This is a genomic window from Sediminibacillus halophilus (assembly GCF_900103695.1).
Taxonomy (GTDB): Bacteria; Bacillota; Bacilli; order Bacillales; family Amphibacillaceae; genus Sediminibacillus; species Sediminibacillus halophilus.
The window spans coordinates 1,069,977-1,087,496 of record NZ_FNHF01000001.1 but is presented as its reverse complement, the minus strand read 5'-3'; the positions used below and the strand labels follow the sequence as shown (position 1 = coordinate 1,087,496).

The 17,520-nt window shown below is 42.6% G+C and carries 18 protein-coding genes and 1 riboswitch; of the genes, 14 read left to right on the top strand and 4 right to left on the bottom strand.

What is annotated here, in order from left to right:
• Nucleotides 1-35: 35 nt before the first annotated feature.
• Nucleotides 36-641: a TetR/AcrR family transcriptional regulator gene (locus BLR82_RS05585; protein WP_074597969.1), complete on the bottom strand. Its 606-nt coding sequence runs from the start codon at nt 639-641 to the stop codon at nt 36-38.
• Between the two features lie 440 nt (nt 642-1,081).
• Here BLR82_RS05585 and BLR82_RS05580 point away from each other — a divergent pair, with 440 nt between their 5' ends.
• The 14 genes from BLR82_RS05580 (at nt 1,082) to BLR82_RS05520 (ending at nt 14,697) form a co-directional block, all read left to right on the top strand.
• Nucleotides 1,082-1,234 (top strand): small acid-soluble spore protein P, encoded by a 153-nt coding sequence (locus BLR82_RS05580; RefSeq protein ID WP_074597968.1) that lies wholly within the window; start codon nt 1,082-1,084, stop codon nt 1,232-1,234.
• A gap of 54 nt (nt 1,235-1,288) precedes the next feature.
• Complete coding sequence (locus tag BLR82_RS21440) at nt 1,289-1,423, top strand: hypothetical protein (protein ID WP_281242160.1); 135 nt, start codon at nt 1,289-1,291, stop codon at nt 1,421-1,423.
• 161 nt (nt 1,424-1,584) lie between these two features.
• On the top strand, nt 1,585-2,538 hold the full coding sequence (locus BLR82_RS05575; RefSeq protein WP_074597967.1) for a bifunctional riboflavin kinase/FAD synthetase: 954 nt from the start codon (nt 1,585-1,587) through the stop codon (nt 2,536-2,538).
• A 35-nt stretch (nt 2,539-2,573) separates the two neighbouring features.
• On the top strand, nt 2,574-2,822 hold the full coding sequence (locus tag BLR82_RS05570; RefSeq protein WP_074597966.1) for a YuzB family protein: 249 nt from the start codon (nt 2,574-2,576) through the stop codon (nt 2,820-2,822).
• Between the two features lie 89 nt (nt 2,823-2,911).
• Nucleotides 2,912-3,391: a DUF1189 family protein gene (locus tag BLR82_RS05565; protein WP_074597965.1), complete on the top strand. Its 480-nt coding sequence runs from the start codon at nt 2,912-2,914 to the stop codon at nt 3,389-3,391.
• 156 nt (nt 3,392-3,547) lie between these two features.
• The gene (locus BLR82_RS05560) at nt 3,548-4,789 is read left to right on the top strand and encodes a dicarboxylate/amino acid:cation symporter (protein WP_074597964.1); all 1,242 of its coding nucleotides are present in this window, start codon (nt 3,548-3,550) and stop codon (nt 4,787-4,789) included.
• Nucleotides 4,790-5,245: 456 nt separating this feature from the next.
• On the top strand, nt 5,246-6,664 hold the full coding sequence (locus BLR82_RS05555; protein WP_074598287.1) for a DHA2 family efflux MFS transporter permease subunit: 1,419 nt from the start codon (nt 5,246-5,248) through the stop codon (nt 6,662-6,664).
• 257 nt (nt 6,665-6,921) lie between these two features.
• Complete coding sequence (licT, locus tag BLR82_RS05550) at nt 6,922-7,788, top strand: BglG family transcription antiterminator LicT (protein WP_074597963.1); 867 nt, start codon at nt 6,922-6,924, stop codon at nt 7,786-7,788.
• Nucleotides 7,789-8,242: 454 nt separating this feature from the next.
• On the top strand, nt 8,243-9,970 hold the full coding sequence (locus BLR82_RS05545; protein ID WP_074597962.1) for a carbon starvation CstA family protein: 1,728 nt from the start codon (nt 8,243-8,245) through the stop codon (nt 9,968-9,970).
• 89 nt (nt 9,971-10,059) lie between these two features.
• The gene (locus BLR82_RS05540; RefSeq protein WP_074597961.1) at nt 10,060-10,317 is read left to right on the top strand and encodes a cory-CC-star protein; all 258 of its coding nucleotides are present in this window, start codon (nt 10,060-10,062) and stop codon (nt 10,315-10,317) included.
• A 16-nt stretch (nt 10,318-10,333) separates the two neighbouring features.
• A complete protein-coding gene (locus tag BLR82_RS05535; protein ID WP_074597960.1) occupies nt 10,334-11,281 on the top strand; it encodes an ArsA family ATPase in 948 nt (315 codons plus the stop codon).
• A gap of 217 nt (nt 11,282-11,498) precedes the next feature.
• Complete coding sequence (gene desA / locus BLR82_RS05530; protein WP_074597959.1) at nt 11,499-12,563, top strand: Delta(5) desaturase DesA; 1,065 nt, start codon at nt 11,499-11,501, stop codon at nt 12,561-12,563.
• Nucleotides 12,564-12,964: 401 nt separating this feature from the next.
• Nucleotides 12,965-14,077: a sensor histidine kinase gene (locus BLR82_RS05525; RefSeq protein WP_074597958.1), complete on the top strand. Its 1,113-nt coding sequence runs from the start codon at nt 12,965-12,967 to the stop codon at nt 14,075-14,077.
• Nucleotides 14,078-14,097: 20 nt separating this feature from the next.
• Entirely contained in the window at nt 14,098-14,697 is a 600-nt protein-coding gene (locus BLR82_RS05520; RefSeq protein ID WP_074598286.1) for a response regulator transcription factor, read from the top strand.
• On the opposite strand, the gene BLR82_RS05515 is transcribed toward BLR82_RS05520, so the two are convergent.
• The 3 genes from BLR82_RS05515 to BLR82_RS05505 form a co-directional block, all read right to left on the bottom strand.
• Nucleotides 14,690-15,970 (bottom strand): glycosyl hydrolase family 18 protein, encoded by a 1,281-nt coding sequence (locus tag BLR82_RS05515; RefSeq protein WP_074597957.1) that lies wholly within the window; start codon nt 15,968-15,970, stop codon nt 14,690-14,692. The genes BLR82_RS05520 and BLR82_RS05515 overlap by 8 nt on opposite strands.
• A gap of 232 nt (nt 15,971-16,202) precedes the next feature.
• Nucleotides 16,203-16,517 carry a DUF3889 domain-containing protein gene (locus BLR82_RS05510; protein WP_074597956.1) on the bottom strand — a complete coding sequence of 105 codons (315 nt, stop codon included), beginning with the start codon at nt 16,515-16,517 and terminating at the stop codon, nt 16,203-16,205.
• 82 nt (nt 16,518-16,599) lie between these two features.
• Complete coding sequence (locus tag BLR82_RS05505; protein WP_074597955.1) at nt 16,600-17,352, bottom strand: AAA family ATPase; 753 nt, start codon at nt 17,350-17,352, stop codon at nt 16,600-16,602.
• A 114-nt stretch (nt 17,353-17,466) separates the two neighbouring features.
• Nucleotides 17,467-17,511: riboswitch (PreQ1 riboswitch) on the top strand.
• Nucleotides 17,512-17,520 lie beyond the last annotated feature (9 nt).

The window sequence follows — 17,520 nt, the reverse complement described above, 5'->3', positions numbered from 1 at the left end:
ATCAATCATTTTTGTAAATTAGAAGAACCTTCACTTTATGGAAGGTTCGGTCCGAATAACCGTATGGCAACCGGCGCAAAATCAGACCAAATATCGTGTTCGGGTTGATCAGCCAAATTTAGCCGGATTCCCATCAGGAAGGAAGTGTAGGCAATAGAAGAGGTGAGAGGGTCTACCTCACTTCGAAGCTGGCCACTGCTTTGTCCTTTAGCCACCAAGTCTGCGATCTTATAACGGAAGGTATAATAAAATCGGTCAAGCTCCTTGAATTGGCGTTCGAACCGTTGATGCTGTCCGATTACCTGGGTAACAAGCCGCAAGTAAGTACCGACACTGGCAAATAAGCGGATATGCTTGTCGATCATGGCTTCTAATTCCTTGTAAGGGTCTTCTGCATTTGGATCGAAGTCCAATAACAGAGGGGAAAGTTCTTTTAGACGTTCTACAACTGCATGATGAAATAACTCTTCTTTGTTCTCGAAGTAGGTAAATACGCTGCCGAAACTTATTCCAGAGGCTTTTGCCACTTTGGAAATAGTGGTGTCGTTATACCCATGTTCTGAAAACAGGATAATCGCCTGTTCCAAAATCTTATCTCGTTTTACTTTCATTTTTTCGATTTGATTACCTGAAAGTGGCATATGCTTCTCCTTATTAACAATTGATTGATCAATCAATTATTAGTATATACTAAGCTCCTAATAATTGTAAACGTATTCTTTAGCGTTTCCTTACGATATCCCGTGTGTACTATAAAACGATAAGTAAGCTTTGACAACTTCTTGGTATCCTTTACAGGTAGTTGCTATTTAGGCACCCATTTGGTAGCGAAATAAGTCTGGGATGTAGCGTATATGGAAAGTGCCAAATACCATTACTTCAGATTTTGCATTAGTCACTTTCCTTCGTTCTCCTTTCTTATGGTATTCCTGTTTAGACAAGTTGGTGTATATAGGTCATAGTAGAGAATATTCCGAAAAGAAGAATGCTCACTCGACTTATATTGAAAGCACAAATCATTAGGAATAAAGAGGATGTGTTAATTAGAAACTATTCTTAATTACAGAAAGGAGGACATTAAATGTCAGGTAGACGTGAAGGTCCAAAACAACAAAAGCAGCCCAACCTGCCGAAAAGTCCAAACCAGCCTTATGGGGAACCGCTAAGCGGATCCCACCAAGTGAAAAATCAAAACCATTCCCGTCAGAAACGAAAATCTTCTCATGATTTATAGAAAAGGGCAGCCTTTCCGGGCTGCCTTATTCTTATAGGACGGGGAAATATCAAAATGGTTGAAAAAACGGTGTTGTTAATATTTCCGGCAATGGAGTACTACTATATCTTCGTATTCGGCAATGGGCACCGATCGACTAGTTTTCAATCAAAAGTGCTTGGTACTTTACAGTTTAACGGTTTTATCTAGTATAATGGGGATGTCTGGGATTTTGTCAGAACAAAAAACTGGACGATGGGTAGAGAAGCAAACACTTACGTCTGTTTTGCCCGTGCAGGGTACTGATAAATAGAGGAATTCGAATGGCTGTCGAAGACAGCGAGAATCAGCAAATAGGGAGCTAATAAGGAATGGAGATTATTCAAATTCAAGACGCGCCTCCAGCGAGTAACGAGCCAATCATTTTATGTATCGGAAAATTTGACGGTGTTCACCTCGGTCATCAGTCGATATTACGGCAGGCAGGACGGTTGAGAGAAACCGGGCAGTCATTAGCGGTCATGACCTTCCACCCGCATCCCCTGTGGGCTTTAAAGCGTGATGAACGATACAGACAATGTGTGACACCACGTGGAGAGAAATACCGTCAGCTGGAACGTCTTGGTGTCAGCAAAGTATATGAAATTGAATTTACGGAAAAATACGCAGAGACGACCCCTGAAACATTTGTTTATCAGCATCTATCCTTGCTGAATATTAAAGGGATTGTGGTAGGGGAAGGATTCAATTTTGGCAAAGGCCGTAAATCGGACACCGACCTTTTGACGGATTTAGCAGCTGATATCGGAATTCCAGTGACGATAGCGCCATTAATGACAATTGGCGGTCAGAAAATCAGCAGTACGGATATCAGGTCCTCCATCAGAGAGGGACAATTTGAAAAAGTGAACACATTGCTTGGCAGAAACTATTCCGTTAATGGAAAGGTAGTAGAAGGGGATGCGCTTGGCAGGAAACTCGGCTTTCCAACAGCTAACTTAGCGCCGGATGGTGATTACGAGTTGCCAGGAAGCGGTGTTTATCTTGGAAGCGTCGAGATAGCTACAGAGAACGATATGGCGGGTGAATGCTGGTATGCATTAATCAATGCTGGCTACCGACCAACAGTAAATGGGAAAGATTACCTGATTGAAGCCTATTTATTGGATTTCTCTGGCGATCTCTACGGCAAATCAATGAAGGTGTCGTTCATTCAAAAAATGCGTGAAGAAGAAAACTTTGCTTCCCTTGATGAATTAATCAAGCAAATGAACAAGGACAAAGAAGAGGCGCGCGTGATACTTGGACTAAATCATCACTCCTGAAAAGCCGAAGTTTGCGGCAGAGAGAGGGGCTGACAATGGGAATAGTAGTAGTCGAAATTTGCGACGCCAGTTTGATCAATGAAGTGGATGTTGAACAAATACTGGAATCGGAATATCCGGAAGTATCGGTAGTGAAATATGATTGCTTGTCCTTTTGTGGACTTTGCCGGGTACGTCCCTATGCCATGGTAAATGGGACCCGCGTGTTCGGTAAGACTGCAGAAGAGTGTCTGAAAGCAATCCGGGGCCAAATCGACGAAGAATTGGCTTTTTATATGGATTAACAGGACAAAATACGTCTTCGACTGGCTTCAGCTGTGCTATAATTAAGGTCGTTCCGATTTATGGAGAGCTGTTGCAGGAGTTGAAAAACGTGGAATTGATAAAAATATTCAAAAACAGCATCGCATTGCCGAAAAAGCAGGCTGTGTTCTGGCTTAACAGAGTAAGCATGCGGGATACCTTGGTATATATCTTTTTATTGATTTTTGTTTTATATTTACCGGAAGGCTATGCTTTGGCCTTTCAAGAAAACCTTTTATTGGACAGTGACTTGCGGAGTGTATTCATCTTGCAGAGTATCACTTTTTATCCGATGTATGTCATTTTTACCGGGTTGGTGGTTATTTCCACCCTGGCTGCTGGGGCTCTGCTTATGGCACGTTTGCTGCACAGGAAGCTCGCTTTTCAGCATCTATGGAAAATGACTGCTTTTGCGTTGACACTGCCGCTTATTGTTTATACCGGGATAAAATTGGCAGGCTGGGGAAACGGTATCCTGCTTTTGCTGTTGATTATTGGCCTTTATTTGATTCTATATCAAATGGTTACCGTTTATCCAAAAAGAAAATAACAATCGAGTCGATAAGTTATCCAAAAACCTTTACCATTTGCTTCTAAGTATGGTAAAGGTTTTTTATTGCGAATTATTTTAAAAATATTCGGATAATTTAAGAAAAACGTGCATACCTTGATTTAAGAAAGCGCTTTCAAAAGAGGAGGAGATAGAATGAAGTTGACTACCAAGATTTTCATTGGCCTGTTGCTCGGTGCTGTAGTAGGACTTATTTTGCATTTTTCTGCACCGAGCTTGTTTGAAACGCTTGATAACTATGTATTCAGCTTACTTGGCACCCTGTTCTTGAATTTAATCAAAATGCTTGTTGTTCCGATTGTGTTTTTTTCCATTGTTCTCGGTACTGCTTCATTAGGGGATCCTAAAAAGCTTGGCCGTATTGGTGGAAAGACCGTGGCGTTTTTTCTGGCAACAACGACGATTGCCATTACCATCGCTATGGCTCTTGCTTATTTATTCCAGCCGGGAAAAACTGGAATTGATACAACCGGAGCAAGCTTTGAAAGCAGCGAAGCGCCGACTGTGGTGGAAACTTTCACGAATATTATCCCGGCTAATCCCATTCAGTCGATGGCGGAAGGAAACATGCTGCAAATTATCGCCTTTTCTATTTTTATTGGATTTGCATTGGCGATGCTTGGTAAAAAGACCGAAGGAGCATTGCGTTTAGTTGAGCAAGGCAATGATATTATGATGTTTTTGGTCAACTTAATCATGCGCTTCGCACCATATGGGGCATTCGGTTTATTGGCTTCCGCTATTGGAACAATGGGATTGGATGGAGCCAAAGCAATGGCCTCGTATATGCTGGTAGTCCTTGCAGGTCTTGTAATTCATGGGGTTATTACGTACGGTACGGCTGTATCTTTATTAGGAAAAATGAATCCAGTTCATTTCTTAAAAGGATTTTTCCCAGCTATGACGGTAGGGTTCAGTACTTCTAGCAGCAGTGCCACACTGCCGGTGTCGATGAAAGCGGCACAAGAGAATTTGAATGTCCCCAAATCGATTAGCAGCTTTGTACAGCCGCTAGGTTCCACTATCAACATGGACGGGACGGCAATCATGCAGGGGGTTGCAACGGTGTTTATCGCTCAGGTTTACGCTGTGGATCTTTCTTTTTCTCAATTGTTAATGGTTGTGCTGGTGGCTGTACTGGCCAGTATTGGTACGGCCGGTGTGCCAGGAGTAGGACTGATTATGCTTGCAATGGTGTTGACCCAGGTATCACTCCCTGTCGAGGGCATCGCATTGATTATCGGTATCGATCGACTGCTTGATATGACGAGGACGGCATTGAATGTGACGGGAGATGCGGCATGTGCTGTTGTGGTGGCAGAGACAGAAAAAAAGCACCAGGATGATGAGGAGAGTCCTCAACAATTGCATGCTTGAGAAAGAGAAAGAATACTTGTCTGATTTGGCCATGACAAAAGCATAGTGGCAAAGGAAGAAACCGAGCGATGATTCCAATTCGTTCGGTTTTTCTTGTTTTATATCAGCAATCAGCATCTATGGGAGTGATGTTGTCCAGCTCCAGCGCCTACCCCCTCGAGGTCTTAAGTCAATCCTCTATGTGGCAAGAAACGCCACGTCGAGGCTTGTCTTAAGCTTGTCGGGGGTGAGCAAGGCGCTTTCGCATTTCTATGTCCAGCTCCAGCGCCTACCCCTCGAGGTCTTAAGTCAATTTCCTCTGTCTTTTGCTTTCTAAAAATGTCGTAAATTTTAAGTCTCTATAATAGAATTCCTTTAGGAAATCAGTTAATCTATTGAGGTGTGAATTCTGTTAGACAAGGAACAACACAGATGACAGACCGGACAACCCGGCTGGAAAAAGAGAGGGAGAAGAACATGACTACAACCAGTAACAAGAGATCGACGATTGTCACCTTACTGCTGGCCGGGGCTTTTATTGCCATTCTTAACCAAACATTGATGATTACCGCCATACCTCCGATTATGGAAGAAATGGGCATATCGGCAAACACAGGACAGTGGCTCACTACTGTTTTTATGCTTGTCAACGGAATCATGATTCCTGTTAGTGCGTTTTTACTTGAACGTTTTACGACGAGACAGTTATTCATCACCGCGATGAGTGTGTTTGCGTTCGGAACGTTGGTTGCCGGGCTTGCACCTAACTTTCCTTTTTTATTGCTTGGCCGCGTGATTCAGTCAGCGGGCGCGGGTGTCATGCTGCCGTTGATGCAGACAGTATTTTTGATGATATTCCCAGTTAACAAGCGCGGAGCAGCAATGGGGCTTATCGGATTGGTTATTTCGTTTGCTCCTGCAATTGGTCCTGCACTGTCTGGCTGGATCACTTCTCATTATTCCTGGCGGCTACTGTTTTTCATCATTTTGCCGATCGCGATTATTGACATTGTAGTGGCTATATTCGCCATGAAAAATGTAACTGAAGTAAGCAGACCGCGAGTCGATATCCTTTCGATTATTTTATCCTCGTTAGGATTCGGCAGCCTGCTTTATGGATTTACCAGTGCCGGAAACAACGGATGGTTCGCATCGCTGACCCTTATCTCGCTCGGAGTTGGAGTTTTGGCTCTGGTTCTATTTATCAGCAGGCAACTACGGCTTGAACATCCGATGCTGGAATTCCGGGTCTTTAAATATCCAATTTTTCCACTCGCTGTCATGGTAGGGATGATTGTATTCATGGGACTAATTGGTGTGGAGACCATCATCCCGTTATATATGCAAAATATGCGCGAATTCAGTGCTTTTGAGGCAGGTCTTGCTTTACTTCCGGGTGCCCTGATTACCGGGTTCATGTCACCAGTAACTGGCAGGATTTTTGACAAGGTGGGTGCCCGCTGGCTGGCGATTATTGGATTGACTATCATTACGGGTTCTTCCTTTGCATTTTCCAACCTGAACACTTCTACCTCGTTTAGCTTTATAACAATCATGTACAGCATCCGGATGTTCGGGTTGTCAATGGTCATGATGCCAATTGCTACGGCAGGCTTGAACCAGCTGCCCCAGCGTTTAATTCCACATGGTGCTGCCATGGATAATACAATGCGACAAATTGCCGCCTCTGTCGGCACCGCTATTCTGGTTACCGTTATGACAACCTCCGCTTCCAATGCAGAGAACAGGCCAGAAATCAATCATCCTGATATATACGGAGCAAATATGGCATTTATTGTTGTTTCTCTTTTATCCTTGCTAGGATTGCTTTTGTCCTTCTTTATTAAAAACACCAAACCGGAAGCTGAGCAGAACCAACAAGGAGATAACGGTTGAATTAGTTCCCCCTTAGCATACTAAGGGGGAACTTTCTAGTCCAATTGTCTTATATTAATCATTGACACCATTTATAGCTTATGTTTTAATGAAAGAAACCGCTAACAATTTAATAGTAAAATGGATTGTTACTGTCCGGCAGGCAAAACCTAAGTTTGTGGTAAAGTATTCTGAAAGGGATATTTATGCCCAAATTTAGGTTTTTTTATTATAGTAGCGTTTTTCTTTTATCATTCACTTATTGAGGGCGATCGATTATGGAAATAAAAAAAGTCTTTAACAATAATGTCGTATTAACGGAAAATAAACATAATCAGGAAATAGTTGTGATGGGAAGAGGCTTGGCGTTTCAAAAAAGGCCTGGTGATCCCATTGAGCCAAACAAAGTGGAAAAGACATTTGTACTGGAAAATCAGGGGGTATCAGACAAACTCGCCGAATTGCTCAGCGAGATCCCGGAGGAGTACTTTGATTTGTCTTACCAAATCATCGATTATGCTAAAACACAGCTTCCTTATAAACTTGATGACTATATTTATGTTGCACTGACCGATCATCTGAGTTTTGCCATCAGCAGGTATAAGCAGGGGATCCATCTTCCCAATGCCTTGTTATGGGAAATCAGAAAATATTATAAACAGGAATTTCAGGTAGCGATGGCATCGCTTGATTTAATAGAAAAATCAATTGGTGTGAGACTGGAAGAGGATGAGGCAGGATCTATCGCACTTCATTTGGTAAATAGCCAGTTATCAGGGGAGAGCATGGAAGCCACCGTGAAAATGACAAAGATGGTCAACAACATCTTGAATATCGTCAAGTATTATTTTCAAATCGAATTAGATGAAAGCTCAATTAATTATGAACGCTTTCTGACCCATTTGCGTTTTTTTGCGCTGCGGTCGCTGCGAGAGGAAAAGGCTCCTGTCGAGAATACGGATGACTTTTTATACGAACAAGTGAAAAAGAAATACCACAAAGCGTTCTTATGCAGTAAAAAGGTCGCTGTCTTTGTTGAGACAAACTATGAATGGCATGTGACAAAGGATGAAATTATTTATTTAACGCTCCATATTCATCGTGTCACTAATCGGCATGATATGAATGCCAATCCTTCCGATTAATCGAGAAAGCAGATGAATACAAGCGATTCCCTTCTGAAGGAACCGCTTGTATTTTTTGTCGGAAACTCTTGTCCTTGATAGAATATCTCACCGTTATTTTCTTCTGAAAGAGTCTGCGTATTTGTCCTTTGCTTTGGGAGGGCTCGTCCTCTTTTTGACACTTATTAAAAATAAGACCAAATGAAAAAGCAAGCCTCAAAGTATTGCTGGAAAGGATACTACACATTAAACAGCGTCACGTCTGCGCTCTTCTTACGATGGATGGCTAAAGACATGGCTTTTATACCAATCATCAACCCTCTATCATTGAAATGAACTTGAGGAATATCCAAGTAAATTGCTTGTAATTCTTTCTATCTTTTTTTAAGCTGAAATTAGCATCTCGGTAAACGCTTACACATATAGTAGATAAAGAAAAAGCTTCTATTAAAAAAAGATGAGGGAGGGCGTTTCATTGAGCAGTTTGTTAGTTGCTGCAATTGGAATCATCATTTTCATTCTTGGTTATCGTTTTTACTCAAAGTTTGTTGCAGAAAAAATTTATCAGCTTGATCCAAATTATGTAACCCCGGCACATCAATATAAAGATGGAGTTGATTTCGTTCCAACTAATAAGTATGTTGTCTGGGGACATCATTTCACATCGGTCGCAGGGGCTGCACCGATTCTTGGACCTGCGATAGCCGTATACTGGGGCTGGTTGCCTGCATTTTTGTGGGTAGTGCTTGGAACCGTATTTGCAGCAGGCGTCCATGACTTCGGTACCTTGGTTTTGTCTGTCAGGAATAAAGGGCAGTCGATCGGAACACTTGCCCACCGTTTAATCGGGAAAAAAGCAAAACTACTATTCTTGTTTATCATTTTGATACTAGTTTTGATGATCAACGCCGTTTTTGCCTGGGTGATCTCGAACCTATTTATTTCTTACCCCGCCAGTGTAATTCCGGTATTTATTCAAATCCCGCTGGCGATTTGGATAGGCTATGCTGTCTATAAAGGGAAAACAAAAATGCTTTTGCCATCCATCATCGCCCTGGTAGTCATGTATGGTGTAGCCATTCTATCTAGCAATATAGACTTTCTGCAAATTGATGTCGTTTCGTACTTTGGAGGGGAAGGTGCTGCCGGCCTGTTTGGAATGGGCGCGGTATCCAGCGCTTTTCTGATCTGGATTGTGATTTTAATGGTTTACGTCTATATCGCTTCCACACTTCCTGTATGGAAATTACTGCAGCCCCGTGATTATATAAACTCCCATCAGCTGGTAGTTGGAATGGCGATTTTATATCTCGGGCTGTTATTCACCAATCCGGAGGTGACCGCCCCAGCAGCAAGTGCAGCCAGCGATGTCTCCTGGTTCCCGCTCTTGTTCATAACGGTTGCCTGTGGTGCTATTTCAGGGTTTCATGGACTGGTTTCCTCGGGAACTTCCTCCAAGCAATTAAACAAAGAAACGGACGCGCGCTTTGTCGGATATTTTGGAGCCGTTGGCGAAGGGGCACTTGCGTTAGTATCGATTTTGGCGGTTATTACCCTGTTTCCTTCGGCAGGTGATTTCACGGCAGCTTATTCAAGCTTCGCCCAGGCGAATGCAACCGGGCTTGGGAACTTTATCGAAGGTGCGAGTCAGTTGGCGAATGGCCTGGCAATTCCTCCTGGAATCGCCACCACGATTGTTTCGATTATTGTTGTCAGCTTTGCAGCAACAACACTGGACACATCGGTTAGGTTGATGCGATATATTATTGCCGAACTCGGCGTCGAATATAAAATCCCGGCATTATCCAGAATGCATGTAGCAACTAGCATTGCTGTCATCCTGAGTGCTGTGTTGGTTCTGCTGCCGGAAGGTTCCAAAGGATTTGGATCCGGTGGATACTTGTTATGGCCATTATTCGGGACGTCCAATCAGCTGCTCGCTGGCATCAGCCTGTTGCTGATCTCCATCTGGCTGAAACGGCAGGGCAGGAACTTTCTGGTCACATTGATTCCGATGGTATTCCTGCTGATTATGACGTTGCTTGCTATGTTTAACCAAGTGCTTTTTCAATGGTCGTGGTTTGGTTCCGATGCAAATATGCTTTTATTTGTGTTAGGTGCAGTCATTTTTGTATTCGCCGTGTGGATTATCATCACTGCCATTTCAACTTTGACGAAGAATGACATAAGGAGTCCTGAATGAGGCGCTTGTCCATGAGGTAAACAAAATTTCCTTACTGCAAAAGGGGCACATTGCTGCCCCTTTTTCTCATAAGGAAAGGAGGAAAAAAGATGAGGGATAAACTTAAAACATTGATCCAATGGTACGACGAAATGTTAAGCCTTCCGCATCGCAGTGAAGTAGCACGTGAATTACGGGATGAAGACGATTTATTTATGCTGCTTCTTTATTCAGAAATGGTTGGTATTCCGAATCCTGTATACTATTACACGCTTGAACTGTATCCTTATATGCTGGAAAAATTCCATGACTGGCATTTGCGGATGGGAATGGAAAAATCACCGCTGGACGGTATTCGCTGTTGTTGAATAGGAGGATGCTGCGATGAATGATTTTTTGCAAAAGCCGATTTTATTTGTGGGTGGCAAAGGCGGAGTGGGGAAATCGACAACGGCAGCTTCGCTGGCATATGCTGCGGCCGAAGCAGGAAAACAGGTTTTACTAGTATCGACAGATCCCGCTCATAACCTTGGAGATATTTTTAACTGTGCAGTGGGTTCGGAAAGCGTACAAGTTACTGATTGTTTATCCGTATTAGAAATTGACGCCGTTAAAGAAGCAGAAACTTACATTAAAGGTGTCAAGGATAACCTTTCGGGATTAGTGAAATCAAGTCTTGTTGAAGAGGTGAACAGGCAGATGGATATGGCAAAAACGTCACCAGGAGCTGAAGAGGCTGCATTGTTTGATCGAATAGTATCCATCATTTTGGAGGAGCGGGAACATTATGATTTTCTTATTTTTGATACAGCACCGACCGGTCATACAGTGAGGCTTCTTAGCCTTCCGGAATTAATGGGTGTGTGGATGGACGGCATGTTGGAGAGAAGACGTAAGACAAATGAAAATTACAGTCAGTTGTTAAATGACGGTGACCCAGTTGAGGATCCAATATTTGACGTCTTAATGAAGCGAAGGCGAAAGTTTGAACATGCTCGTAAGGTGTTGCTTGATCATGAGGAGACAGGCTTTCTGTTCGTACTAAATCCGGAAAAGCTTCCGATTGAAGAAACAAAGAAAGCTATTAATCAGCTGGAGCCTTTTCACATCCACATAGACACATTGGTCATCAATAAAGTGCTGCCGGAAATTGCTGATGGGGATTTTTATCATAGGCGCAAACAAATTGAACAGCCATATCTAGATGAAATCGCAAGCGTTTTTTCCAACAAAAAGTTATTTTATGTTCCGCTTTTCTCGGAAGATATGACCGATATCGACAGTCTGTCTGTCTATGCGAAATATTTAACAAATACGGAGTCCATTAGATGAAAAATTCTATCATGAAGCAAATTGCTTTGAAATCATAACCCAACACGGGGCCGGGGCTACTTTTACCTGAAAGCCTTTTTTCTTCTATATGACAAATGTCATGCGAAGGGCTTGACGTTTGTGTCTGTTTATCGGAATGGTTTTCTTCTACTATTAAAGATAAGCAAATGGTTTATCCTAAAAAAAGCATGGACAACCATGCTTAAGGAGGAAAACAATGAGTAAACAAAAACAAGCAGAACTGAGAAAAAATGTAGCTCCGTATGAAAAAGCGAACAAAAAATCGAGCGTTATACAATTGTTGAATACCATCCCAGCCTTTTTCATTCTTTGGTTTTTGGCTTACCAAAGCCTGTCGATTTCGATTTGGTTGACCATTCCTTTGGCAATCGTGGCAGCTGGATTTGTTGTACGGATGTTCATCATCTTTCATGACTGTGCGCACCAGTCTTTTTTCAAAAACAAAAAAGCGAACCGTATCCTTGGAACACTGACCGGCATCATTACCCATTTTGCGTTTGAAAAGTGGAAACGAAGCCATTCTATTCATCATGCCACGAGTGGTAACTTAGATAAACGCGGGACTGGAGATATGTGGGTGATGACAGTGGAAGAGTATAAGCAAGCTTCTTTTTGGCAAAGGCTTACTTATCGGCTGTATCGCAATCCTTTGGTCATGTTCGGCCTCGGCCCGATTTTTTTATTCTTGATTGATAACCGGTTTAATCGTAAAGGTGCGCGGCGGAAGGAACGTCTGAACACTTATTTGATTAATGCTTCCTTGGTTGTCATTTACGGCCTCCTGCTTTGGGGGATTGGATGGGAAGCGCTGCTGATCATTCAAGGAACTATTTTATTTGTATCAGGGGCCCTTGGAATCTGGCTGTTTTATGTACAGCATCAATTTGAAGATTCGTATTTTGAAAATGAGGCAGAATGGGATTATGTAAAGGCTGCTGTAGACGGCAGTTCTTACTATAAACTGCCGAAAGTGATTCAATGGATAACAGGGAGCATCGGCTTCCATCATGTCCACCATTTGAATCCGCGTGTTCCTAATTATTACTTGGAAGAGGCGCATGCCTCCACTCCGCCACTGCAAAAGGCAACGACGATAACTTTTCTATCCAGTCTGGAATCTCTTCGATTTCGTTTGTATGATGAAGAAAGTAAGTCATTTGTTAGTTTTAAGGCTGTAAAAAACATCAGTCGAGAGGGACGGATGACAGCTGCAAAGAATCTGAACCTTACGAACCGGAGACCAGATTTCCAGGAAAAATAGTGCTCTGTTCCAAAGATGGGACAAACACAGAATGCTATCGTAAAAAACCGAACGATCATTCGAATTCGGTGGTTATCCTCAAAAGTTAGTATGAAAAACCTAACTTTAAGAGGCTGTGCCATCCCACGCATTCGAACTCGTTCGGTTTATTTTTGATTTTACTGAGGATAACCCGGCATATAAATACCCATTTCTGCTTTCTCTTAAGCATGGAGTAATTCTCCATTCCGGGTAGGTACTTCACTTGGTACTGCAGATCGAAGCAATCATCAGACAATATAATGAATTTTATAGTAGAACTGCAGGATAAACTTCCGTTTAGAGATAATATGCTATCTTGCGTGTTTTTGCTATACTTTTTTATAATTAGTAGTAGAAATTAGAGAAGCAGGAGGACCATCATGCATAATTGGTTCCACATTATCCCCAAAAACACCGGTCTTAGTTCTTACGTCTGGATTATTTTTTGTGTTTTGCCTTTTTACTTTATTTTCCGTTCCTCAGGTGCGATGGAAATCATCTTCGGTATCGTGATGATTCTGTTGTTTTTCCTTTCCTATCGGTTGTCGTTTATTAAAAACGGCTGGCCGGTTTATATCTGGGTAAGCGTGGAGATGGTTATCAGCATCGTCATGACCCTATTTTTTGGTTATGTTTATTTCGCTCTCTTTTTAGCTTTTTTCATTGGTAATATTCAACGAAAGGGCGGTTTTATCACCCTTTATATCATCCACTTAACTACTACGATTGCGGCAATTCTGGCTGGTTTTTTGTTGCATTTCGATTTGTTTTTTTCGCAGCTCCCCTTTATCATCATCAGTTTAATCGGAGTGATATTATTACCGTTCAACATGTATAATCGAATTAAACAGGAAAAACTGGAGGGACAGCTGGAGGATGCGAATAAAAGGATTTCACAACTAATGGTCATGGAGGAGCGCCAACGGATTGCGCGTGACTTGCATGATACATTGGGACAAAAGTTATCCTTGATTGGCCTAAAAAGTGATTTAGCTGGAAAATTGATCACATCCAAGCCTGAAGCCGCAAAAAAAGAAGTAAATGACATCCATCAAACAGCGCGGACCGCCTTGAAGGAAGTTAGAGAAATGGTTTCTGGAATGAGGGCGGCCAATTTACAGGAAGAAGTGTCACACATACGCCAATTGTTAAATGCAGCGAATATGGCTTTCAATATTGAAACCAGCCCGGATTTAGGGAATATTCCCCTTTTAGTGGAAAACGTATTAAGTATGAGCTTGAAAGAAGCGGTAACCAATGTAGTGAAGCACAGCCAGGCGACTTTATGTAAAGTGACGATACAACAGTTGCCAAATGGATGGCACATCATTGTGGAAGACAATGGCCGTGGTATGGGACACGATATTACCTCCTTCGGTGGGCATGGATTAAAAGGAATGAGGGAGAGGCTTGAATTTGTCAACGGCAGTCTGAACGTTGAGTCGACATCTGGCACAACGATCCATATACATGTGCCGCATCCTGTGCAGTAATGGAGAAGGGAGGAATGGATGTGATTCGAATAGTAATTGCCGAAGACCAACAAATGCTGCTCGGTGCTTTAGGGTCGCTGCTGGATTTGGAAGAAGATATGGAAGTGGTAGGGATGGCTAAAAATGGAGAAGAAGCCGTGTCGCTAGTCCGGAAACATCAGCCTGAAATTTGCATTATGGATATCGAAATGCCCGTAAAGAGTGGTTTGGAAGCAGCGGAAGAATTAAAGACCCACCCATGCAAAGTGATTATCTTAACGACCTTTGCCAGACCGGGTTACTTTGAACGGGCACGAAAAGCGGATGTGTATGGGTATTTATTAAAAGACAGCCCGAGTGAGGAATTGGCGAATTCCATCCGCGTCATTATCGACGGCCGCAAGGTGTATGCGCCGGAATTAATCGATATCGCCTATGCAGAAGCAAACCCGCTAACAGATCGGGAAGAACAGGTTATCAAACTAATGGCGGACGGAAAAGATACGAAAGAAATAGCAAACCAGCTGTCTATCACGAACGGAACGGTCCGTAATTATATTTCCGTGATCCTCGAGAAACTGGAAGTCAGCAATCGAATCGAGGCTATTTCCCGTTTTCGGGAAAAGGGTTGGTTCAAATAGTCTTTAATACAGCCATGTTTTTTTCTACATAAGCCCAGTTTTGCGGGAAATCATAGCCTATCCTCCAGTAGGCTGCGCCTGCCAATTGATAGGCTTCCAAAAGCTGATATTTGACCGATATGCTTCGGACGTCTTCAAACCAGACAGTCCGTTCCTGCCCATTGGAAGTGTAAGTATAATAAGGGGACTGGGCTTCCTGATCATACTCAATGACTGTGTAATTATCCAGCGCTTTTTGCTGGGCTGCCAGGGCAGACAAGGCTGTCGCTGTCCCGGTCGTGTCAGCAGCAGAAGTGCCCGGCCAGTCATAGCCAAACAAAGCAATGGCAATTGTAAGTTTGCTTTCAGGAATCAAGCTGGCAGCATAACGGACGATATCTTCAACCCACCCAATAGGCGCAATTGGGTCTGGTGGTCCTTCGGTATATCCGTAATCATAAGTCAATATTGTTACCAAATCTGCCGCTGCTCCTATCGCCAGATAGTCAAAGGCGCCAGAAAACGGATTATCCGGCATATCTTCTGATTTGGCAAATACATTGATGTGTAGCAGAAGGTTTCCGATAGCAGCTTTCAGCTCCTGGGCAAATGTAGTGAATGCTTCCCTTGAAGAAGGCGGGATGAATTCAAAGTCAAGGCTGACTCCTTTGTAGCCTTTTTCTTCGATTGTTTCGACAATCCTGTTGATTAAATTATTCCTGGCTTCTGGCTGCAGTACATTTTCCGCTAGTTCAGGGCTGAATGTTCCTTCCGCGTAGTTGCTTACGACCATCAATGGATCAATATCACGGCGAACTAATTCTTCAATCAGTTCTTCATCTTCTACTTCAGACAAGCCTCCGTCAGGAAGTGCGGCATATGTGAATACTGCACCATACGTCAAGGAAGAAGACGGTTCCTCTAATATTGCAGGAATGGATGCAGGGTCGAATGCATCGATAAAACCGATTGTTCGAATTGGGTAACGAACTGGAGATGGAATTGCCAGTACATTTCCTATTGATAGATTAGTTGGAGAGATATTTGGATTGGACTGGAGCAGGAGTGGAATGGTAGACTGCCATTTCCTTGCTAACTTTGCCAGGCTGTCGCCCTGTTGAATACGGACGTAGCGTACCGGTAATGTTGCAGGAGCTGGAACGTATAAAGCAAGTCCAGGCATTAACAAATCACTCGTCAGTCCATTCGTTTCCCTAATGGCTTCAATGGTTGTCTGGTAAGCAAATGCAATAGACCAAAGGGTGTCCCCCGGCCTGACCACATGAATCTCCATATACATCCGTCCTTTCTATTACCACAACACATTTTATGGCGGGAATAGTACCATTTATGCATGATGTATATAGAAGAGCTCGTTTAAAAAAAGAGGATGGAATAAAAAAGCACGCTTTTCATTGAAGCGTGCTTTTATTCTATTGAAGCAAACTGATGGAAGCCATGAAAAAGTAAAGATTGTACAAGTACATTTTCCAACCCGAATTTTTCATAAAAAACGCGGGCCGGATTTATTCAATCTCATCGAAGTAAACATCAATCAACTGCTCAGTCTGGGGATTTACCAGGACATAAACACGGACTTCTTTGGTTTCCTCCCCTTCAAGAGTAATAAGAAAGTTAAATTGCTCTCTTTCAGCAGAAATAAAAACTTTTCCCTGATAGGCATAATCGGTTGCATTATAATCTGGATACTGTGCTTTAGCATCTTCTAAGGCAATATTTCCCCACTGGGCGTATTCGGGTTGGGCTAATGTTATCATAGGTAACGTCAGGAAAATGACAGCAAATGCAAGGGAAACTTTTACGGCTTGTTTTTGTAACATGGTTTTTCAACTCCAATCATCTTTTGCTTTATTTTTCGCCGCATTTGTCAAGTTATTCATTTTCCCCCGCTCGTTACCCAGATTACTGGAATAAATGATGCAAGAGCCGGTCTTTATCCTCAAAAAACTGTTTCATGATTGTATAATGGCTGGTGTCCTCCAAACGAACCTCCTCAATTCCCGATTCGGTTAATTGAAGGATTTTCGCCCCGGGATAGGCCATCAAAATCGGAGAATGCGTGGAAATGATAAATTGTGAACCCTGTTCGATTAACTCATGAATACGAGCGAGCATGGACATCTGCCGTAATGGTGACAGCGCAGCCTCCGGCTCATCTAGAATATACAAGCCGTTTCCGCGGAAACGATGAAGGAATGCTGCAAAAAAGGACTCGCCATGAGACTGCTTATGTAGGGAACGACCGCCAAATCCATCAATGACTTTTCCTCCTCCCGGTCCTTTGTCCAATTCTTCAATATTGCTCGCAACATTATAGAACGTTTCTGCACGGAAGAAAAAACTGTCTGTTGGCCGCTTTACTCCTTTTACCAATCGGATATAGCGATCAAGTTCAGAATGGGAATCATAGCTGGAAAAGTTGAAATGAAGGGTGCCACCTTCAGGATTAAATCCATAAGCTATTGCTACAGCTTCTAATAAGGTTGATTTACCCATGCCGTTTTCTCCTACTAAGATGGTGATCGTTGGATGAAAATCGACTTCTTCCAGGGAACGGACAGCAGGTAAATAAAAAGGAAACCTATTGGTGGCGGGAATCCTTTCGCCGTTCCATGTAACAGATTTAATAAACTGGGTAGAATTGGTTAATTTCATTGTCACCGCCTCCTTTATTTCCTGTTTTCTATTGTACATTTTTCTGCCAATTTCGTAATCAAAAAGTTACTTTTTGTTTTGCATCAGGCGTGTTATGATATGGGGGCAACTAAATAATAAGAGGTTCTAGCTACACCCTCTATAAAAAACTAAGGAATGACTATACTT

Excerpts from the sequence above, each read along its gene's own strand:
- BLR82_RS05585 (WP_074597969.1), bottom strand. The coding sequence starts at position 641 with ATGCCACTTTCAGGTAATCAAATCGAAAAAATGAAAGTAAAACGAGAT.
- BLR82_RS05580 (WP_074597968.1), top strand. The coding sequence starts at position 1,082 with ATGTCAGGTAGACGTGAAGGTCCAAAACAACAAAAGCAGCCCAACCTG.
- BLR82_RS21440 (WP_281242160.1), top strand. The coding sequence starts at position 1,289 with ATGGTTGAAAAAACGGTGTTGTTAATATTTCCGGCAATGGAGTACTAC.
- BLR82_RS05575 (WP_074597967.1), top strand. The coding sequence starts at position 1,585 with ATGGAGATTATTCAAATTCAAGACGCGCCTCCAGCGAGTAACGAGCCA.
- BLR82_RS05570 (WP_074597966.1), top strand. The coding sequence starts at position 2,574 with ATGGGAATAGTAGTAGTCGAAATTTGCGACGCCAGTTTGATCAATGAA.
- BLR82_RS05560 (WP_074597964.1), top strand. The coding sequence starts at position 3,548 with ATGAAGTTGACTACCAAGATTTTCATTGGCCTGTTGCTCGGTGCTGTA.
- BLR82_RS05555 (WP_074598287.1), top strand. The coding sequence starts at position 5,246 with ATGACTACAACCAGTAACAAGAGATCGACGATTGTCACCTTACTGCTG.
- licT (WP_074597963.1), top strand. The coding sequence starts at position 6,922 with ATGGAAATAAAAAAAGTCTTTAACAATAATGTCGTATTAACGGAAAAT.
- BLR82_RS05540 (WP_074597961.1), top strand. The coding sequence starts at position 10,060 with ATGAGGGATAAACTTAAAACATTGATCCAATGGTACGACGAAATGTTA.
- BLR82_RS05535 (WP_074597960.1), top strand. The coding sequence starts at position 10,334 with ATGAATGATTTTTTGCAAAAGCCGATTTTATTTGTGGGTGGCAAAGGC.
- desA (WP_074597959.1), top strand. The coding sequence starts at position 11,499 with ATGAGTAAACAAAAACAAGCAGAACTGAGAAAAAATGTAGCTCCGTAT.
- BLR82_RS05525 (WP_074597958.1), top strand. The coding sequence starts at position 12,965 with ATGCATAATTGGTTCCACATTATCCCCAAAAACACCGGTCTTAGTTCT.
- BLR82_RS05515 (WP_074597957.1), bottom strand. The coding sequence starts at position 15,970 with ATGGAGATTCATGTGGTCAGGCCGGGGGACACCCTTTGGTCTATTGCA.
- BLR82_RS05510 (WP_074597956.1), bottom strand. The coding sequence starts at position 16,517 with ATGTTACAAAAACAAGCCGTAAAAGTTTCCCTTGCATTTGCTGTCATT.
- BLR82_RS05505 (WP_074597955.1), bottom strand. The coding sequence starts at position 17,352 with ATGAAATTAACCAATTCTACCCAGTTTATTAAATCTGTTACATGGAAC.